Source organism: Salipaludibacillus aurantiacus (assembly GCF_900111295.1).
GTDB classification, from domain to species: domain Bacteria; phylum Bacillota; class Bacilli; order Bacillales; family Salisediminibacteriaceae; genus Salipaludibacillus; species Salipaludibacillus aurantiacus.
The window spans coordinates 22,154-28,669 of record NZ_FOGT01000029.1; the positions used below are offsets into that span (position 1 = coordinate 22,154).

At 44.6% G+C, this 6,516-nt stretch carries 4 protein-coding genes; all 4 read left to right on the forward strand.

The window, feature by feature from the left end:
• Positions 1–38 precede the first annotated feature (38 nt).
• The 4 genes from BMW59_RS20860 to BMW59_RS20875 all read left to right on the forward strand — a co-directional run bounded on the left by BMW59_RS20860 (position 39) and on the right by BMW59_RS20875 (position 6,395).
• Positions 39–1,631 carry a PTS transporter subunit EIIC gene (locus tag BMW59_RS20860; protein ID WP_245733255.1) on the forward strand — a complete coding sequence of 531 codons (1,593 nt, stop codon included), beginning with the start codon at positions 39–41 and terminating at the stop codon, positions 1,629–1,631.
• 540 nt (positions 1,632–2,171) lie between these two features.
• A complete protein-coding gene (gene ggt, locus BMW59_RS20865; protein WP_093056179.1) occupies positions 2,172–3,821 on the forward strand; it encodes a gamma-glutamyltransferase in 1,650 nt (549 codons plus the stop codon).
• Positions 3,822–3,854: 33 nt separating this feature from the next.
• Positions 3,855–5,468: an L-lactate permease gene (locus BMW59_RS20870; RefSeq protein WP_093056181.1), complete on the forward strand. Its 1,614-nt coding sequence runs from the start codon at positions 3,855–3,857 to the stop codon at positions 5,466–5,468.
• 192 nt (positions 5,469–5,660) lie between these two features.
• On the forward strand, positions 5,661–6,395 hold the full coding sequence (locus BMW59_RS20875) for a peptidoglycan recognition protein family protein (protein ID WP_093056183.1): 735 nt from the start codon (positions 5,661–5,663) through the stop codon (positions 6,393–6,395).
• The last annotated feature ends 121 nt before the right edge of the window (positions 6,396–6,516 follow it).

Sequence of the window (6,516 nt, forward strand, 5' to 3'; positions counted from 1 at the left end):
AACAGATTTATTCCTATATGGAACGGGAGGAAAGAAGAATGTTTAATTTTGCAAGCTTACAAAAGTTTGGGAAATCTCTGATGGTCCCGGTAGCCTTATTGCCGGCTGCAGGTATTTTACTCGGTATTGGCGCAGCATTAACCGGACCTCTGGCAGATTATGTCACCGTATTGCAGAACGACTCGGTGGAAGCATTCAGTTCAGGTATGACTACAATCGGTCTTAGTATTTTTCAAAACTTACCGATTATTTTTGCTTTGGGAGTCGCCATCGGTTTAAGTGGTGGATCCGGTATTGCAGCGTTAGGCGCTTTACTTGGATATATTATTATGAACACAACGATTTCCCTGGCCATGGGAATTACACCGGAAATGGCTCAGGAAGCAGGCGAGTACGGCATGGCACTTGGGATTCCTACGCTTGAAACAGGAGTGCTGGGCGGGATTGTCGTCGGCCTTCTGGCTGTCTGGGTGTACAACCGCTTTAAACGGTTCCAGCCGCCTGAAGTCTTAGGTTTCTTCGCTGGTGACCGTTCTGTCGGTATTGTAATGGTGTTTTCATCTATCATTCTAGCTTTTGCAGTGATGATTGTCTGGCCGCCAATTCAGACAGGAATTGACGCTGTTGCTAATGTCATTGCTTCAGACGCTACTAATCCTGCCTACATTGGTTTATACGGATTTTTAGAACGCGTTCTTATTCCTACAGGACTGCATCATATCTGGTATGCGCCATTTCTGTGGACATCCCTGGGCGGAACAGCAGAAGTAGGGGGACAGCTTGTTTCTGGTGACCAGTATATTTTCCTTGCCCAAATCGCGGAAGGTGTTGAAGTGACTGCAGGACGGTTTATGGCAGGTAAATTCCCTGTTATTATGTTTGGCCTTCTCGGAGCGGCACTTGCGATGTACCGTCAGGCTGACAAGAAGAACAGACCTGTTGTTAAAGGAATGCTTGTAGCAGCGGCAGGGACCGCTTTCTTAACAGGTATTACTGAACCAATTGAATTTACTTTCTTATTTGTAGCCCCTGTTTTGTTTGTGATACACGCCATTTTAGCTGGAATCAGCTTCGCACTTGCCTTTATGATGAACGTCCAGCTTGGGTGGGCCGGGGGCTCAGGGTTAATCGACTTTGTGCTCGTTAATGCCCTTCCAGGGACTAATAACTGGTGGATGAATATCGTTATGGGCGCAGGATTCTTTATAATCTATTACTATGTCTTCTCCTTTGCTATTAAAAAATGGGATCTGGCTACTCCTGGCCGAGCCGGACAGGAAGCAAAACTTTACACACGTAAAGATTACAATGCTAAAAAAGAAAATGAAGAAGCAGACAGCAAAACAGCAGCGGCCTCTCATTCAAAAAAGAAATCAAAAGATGCCTATCGCGATACTGCAAAAGAGATTCTTGAGGCTTTGGGCGGTGAAGAGAACATCGATTATGTGGATGCCTGTTTCACAAGACTCCGTGTGACCGTGAATGATCCCGGGAAAATAGATGAAGTTCAGCTGAAAGCTCTGGGAGCAGCCGGGGTAATGAAATATAATAAAAATATTCAAGCCGTTTTCGGCGGAAAATCGGATTTATATAAGAATGAAATTAACGATATTTTGAAAAAGACTGCTTAATAAACGTATATCTTTTGCCTTTAAGAATCCAAATCTTACTGAGGCATGCAGAAACTGTATGGCCCCTCCTGATGTTATTTCTAAATTCGGAGGGGCTTATATTTTGGTGAAATTTAATCTAAGCCTACCCGGTTGTCACATGACTTACTGAGCAGGCTTTATCATCTGTTTAAAACCCACTCAGGGGCGGTTTGCCCTTGGGTGGGTTTTATTATTCAAAAGTCATCCGCTCACTTGTTGTCCTGTTTCTCAAGTAGTTCTTTTCAGCTTGGGGCTTCAAAAAGGAGTTATTCATTAATGTTGGAGAATGGATATTTTTTAACCATCATCCTTCAAATCTGAGTCTTTTTTAATATAAGTTGCCGGACTCCAGGGTTGAAACAGGGAACCAAGGATCGGGTCTTTTATACTTTTGAGCTTAATCACTGCCTCTATAAGGAAAAAAGAAGCAAGAAAAACGTACGTTTTAGTCGATTCCTGTAAGGGAAGAGAGGACGGTAGATAATAGGGTGTATTTACTACTTAAAGGAGGTATTAACAATGAAGGAGCAAAATGGTATTTGCTATGACTTTCTGGAAACCGGCAGACCGGTCATGCAGGGGACTAACGGAGCGGTTACATCTCCTCATTATCTGGCGACTCAAGCTGGTAAAGATGTGTTGAAGAAGGGCGGACATGCGGTAGAAGGTGCCATAGCCATTAACAGTGTATTATGCGTTGTTTATCCTCATATGGCGGGGTTAGGCGGAGATTTGTTTGCTCTTGTGTCAGACAAAAGCGGACACGGCGTTAAGGCATTTAACGGAAGCGGAAGATCCGGCTCAGAGGTGACGCGGGATATTTTTGAAGAACGCGGGTTAGACAGTATTCCCGACCGCGGGACGCTCGCTGCTAATACTGTGCCTGGCACAGTAGACGCCTGGTGGGAACTTCATCAGCAATACGGCAGACTATCTTGGGACACCCTGTTTGAACAAGCCATTCAGTATGCAGAAGAAGGCTTTCCGGTTAGTGAAAAATTCAGCAGGTTTGTCCATGAAAAGCAGGATTTACTTAAACAGTATCCTGAAACTGCGAAGGTTTTTCTCCCCGACAATACCCCTTTAAAAACAGGAGATATATTAAAGCAGCCTGATTTGGCCTGGGCTTTTAATCAAATTGCACAGAATGGACGTGAAGCGTTTTATGAAGGGGAGATTGCAAAGAAAGTAATTGACTCACTCCGGAAAAATGACGGTCTTCTTAATGAGGAAGATTTTAAAGCCCATCAGACTACAGTTGAAGAACCTTTGTCTTCAGAATACAGAGGTTATACGGTTCATCAGCTTAAACCGAATACTCAGGGAATTGGCACATTAATGATGCTGAATATCTTGGAAGAGTATGACCTGCAGAAGATTGGTGACCAGACTCCTGGGTATTATCACTTAATGGCTGAAGCGGCTAAAATTGCTTTCACTTACAGAGACCAGTGGGTTACCGATCCGGAATTTCTATCTGTTCCAATGGAAGATATGTTATCTGCGCGGCAGACGCAAACGATGAACGAGCAAATAACAATGGATAAAGCATTCCCGGTCGAAGATCTGGAAGAACTGCCAGAGATGAAAACGAACAGAGACACTACTTTTATGAGTGTAGTAGACGGTGAGGGAAATGCTGTTTCTCTTATTCAAAGTATTTTCCACGAATTCGGCTCAGGTTTTATACCTGAAGGCTGCGGATTTTTACTTCAGAACCGTGGCTCATTTTTCAGCCTTGATAAAGACCACCCAAATACTCTTGAACCGGGTAAAAGGACATTCCATACAATTATTCCGGCGATGGCAACAAAAGACGGGAAACCGTTTATGCTGTTTGGATCTATGGGAGGCGAAGGACAGCCGCAAACCCAGTGTGCATTATTTACGAGAGTAGTCGATTTTGGTTATAACATCCAACAGGCAATTGAAGCGCCAAGGTGGCTGTTTGGAAGAACATGGGGGGAAGCCAGCTCCTCTTTAAAACTTGAAGCCCGTATTTCAGACAGTATCATTCAGACATTAAAAGACAGAGGACATGAAGTTGAATATGCAGAAAACTATTCCCAGCAAATGGGGCATGCCCAGGGAATCGTCATTGATCCCGAGACAAACGTCTATTATGCCGGAGCCGACCCTCGGGGAGACGGAATTGCCCTCAGCTGGTAGAACAGCTCGTTTTTAAAGGAAGGAGACAGTTTCATGGATAATAACTTACCGGTTGATTTATTGCACTGGTCAGTGGCAATTTTGCCATTGGCCCTCTTACTTATCTTGCTTGTCGTAGTAAAGTGGTCAGGCCCGGTTTCCGGCTGGATTGCCATGGCTACGGCGACCGTCATTGCTTTTATACTCTTCCAGGCCCCGCTTGATAATATAGCAGTCGGCTTTGGAAAAGGATTGTGGGAAGCCTTTTTTATCCTGCTAGTCGTATGGCCGGCTCTTCTTCTCTATCAGACTACGAAAGAGTCGGGAGCGTTTGAAGCGATACGGGAAGGTATTCAGGAACACAGCCAAAATTACCTGTTTTTAATTCTCGCTTTTGGGTGGGTCTTCGCCTCATTTTTACAAGGTATCGCAGGTTTCGGAGCCCCTATTGCCGTGGTAGCCCCATTACTTATTGGGATCGGGGTTAAACCGGTGACCGCAGTTGTCATTCCATTAATTGGACACGCCTGGGCCAACATGTTCGGTACACTGGCAGTAGGATGGATTGCCACAGTGAATGCTGTTGAAATACAGGAGCAGGCACTGACATTGCTGTATACAGGTATCCTCCTGTGGATTCCAAATATAGTGGGAGGCTTAATGATCTGTTGGCTGTTCGCCCGCTGGAAAGGTGTAAAACAAGGATTCGTTGCAGTTATCATTATTTCCCTTATTCACGGGGGCGGCCAGTTAGCTTTAACACAGGTGAATGCGACACTTAGTAATTTTATCCCGGCCACTGTAGCTTTAGGAGCGTTATATCTTCTTGCACGAAGAAAAGCATACAAAGAGAAAACAGAGCTTGAGGATGAAACGGACATTCTTGAGGATAGCGAAGATAAGGAAGAAGGAGTAGAAACTCCGAATATTTCCTTGCATAAGGCATTTATGCCTTACTATGTTCTTACCGTCCTCTCAATCGTTATGCTGGGCATACCATTTATACATGATACACTTGAACAGCTGGAAGTCGGTCCGCCTTTCCCTGCAGTAGAAACAGGGTACGGCCATGAAGTGGAAGCAGAGGAATCTTATTCACCAATTGCTCCGCTGACCCATCCTGGCTTATATTTGCTTATCTCAGCAGCTTTTGCGTATATATGGTACCGCAAGTTAAATTTATACGAAAGTGATTCCAGGAAAACCATTTTTAAAGGTTTAAAAGATAATGCTGTCGGTGCCTCCCTGGCTATTTCCGGATTCTTGACTATGACAGAGATTATGGAAAGTTCCGGGCAGACAACCGTCTTAGCGCTGGGGATAGCAGAGGTCTCACCGCCGCCTGTATATGTCGGGCTTGCTACGATCATAGGGTTAATCGGGTCATTCATGACCTCCTCAAACACGTCATCAAATGTGTTATTTTCCCCATTGCACGGGTCAGTGGTGCAGTCGATGGATGGATTGAGTTTACCTCACGTCATTGCTGCCCAGTCTGCCGGGGGTGCAATTGGTAATGCAATTTCACCTGCTAACGTTATTTTAGGGACAAGTACCGCTGGACTGAAAGGGAAAGATTCAGAAGTGTTTAAACCAACGCTTGTCTTCTCCATTATCTCCGGTGTACTCGTTGCAGCGGCAGCTGTTCTGCTCCATTTTTTAGGTTAATTGAAAATATGCCACGCAGGGTTTTCCGGCCCTGCGTTTTTTCTTTGGTGCTGTACCTGAAATGCTGGCGGCCTCTAAAAAAGCAGTCTTTTAGTAACCTAAGGATAATTTCCAAGCAAAAGTCTCCAGCGGCATCCTCTTACTTGATAAATGAAATGTACTTATTAAGTAAAAGACAAGGAGTTGATCAGTATGTGGATGAACGGACTGACCAGCCGTTTAGAGGACCTGCGCAGCAAACTGCCGGTACACCGGAATAAAACATATTTAAAAAGCAAAGAGGCAGTTCCGCAATACTTAACCATCCATCATAGCGGAACAAAAACGGGGGATGCTTTTTCATTTGCAAAATACCATGTGAACCATCATGGATGGCCGGGAGCAGGCTACCATTTTGTTCTCACAGGGAAAGGTCTCATCCAGTGGTGTCATAACCTGAATGTTATAAGTTACCACACGAAAGGGCGAAACAGAGGGAATATAGGGATTTGTTTAGTCGGTGAAGGGGATTTCACAGGCCTTCAGAGGAAAAGTTTATTAGATTTATCGGCTGCGCTCTGCAGTTATTACCGGCTTCCTTCTTCAGCCGTCCTTGGCCACCGCGAGCATCCCCAACAGCAAACTGTTTGTCCTTCTATTAATATGAAAGAGTTTCGAATGGAACTTTCCAAAGCTGTTTTACAAAAAGGAGAGCAAGGCACATTACCACCTGTTTTACGAAAGGGAATGAGAGGGCCTGCCGTCACTTTGCTTCAGAAAAAACTGAGACACGCAGGCTTTCCATTACCGGGTTACGGGATTGACGGGATTTTTGGAAATGAGACAGAACAAGCCGTCCGGAACTTTCAAAAAAGCAGGAAAATCTTACAGGACGGCATTGCCGGCCCTGTGACTTGGAGTGAATTACTAAGTGTTAAGCCGCGCTGAGAAATAAAAAAAGGACTTGAAAAAGTCCTCAGGCTGTTGAGAAACCCACCCTTTTCAAAAAGCGTGGGTTTCTTTTTTATTTTCTTCCCTTGATTTAGGTCATCTTCCGATGATAAAGGAA

What these genes read in the sequence shown, in the direction of transcription:
- ggt (WP_093056179.1), top strand. Translation starts at nt 2,172, where the DNA reads ATGAAGGAGCAAAATGGTATTTGCTATGACTTTCTGGAAACCGGCAGA.
- BMW59_RS20860 (WP_245733255.1), top strand. Translation starts at nt 39, where the DNA reads ATGTTTAATTTTGCAAGCTTACAAAAGTTTGGGAAATCTCTGATGGTC.
- BMW59_RS20870 (WP_093056181.1), top strand. Translation starts at nt 3,855, where the DNA reads ATGGATAATAACTTACCGGTTGATTTATTGCACTGGTCAGTGGCAATT.
- BMW59_RS20875 (WP_093056183.1), top strand. Translation starts at nt 5,661, where the DNA reads ATGTGGATGAACGGACTGACCAGCCGTTTAGAGGACCTGCGCAGCAAA.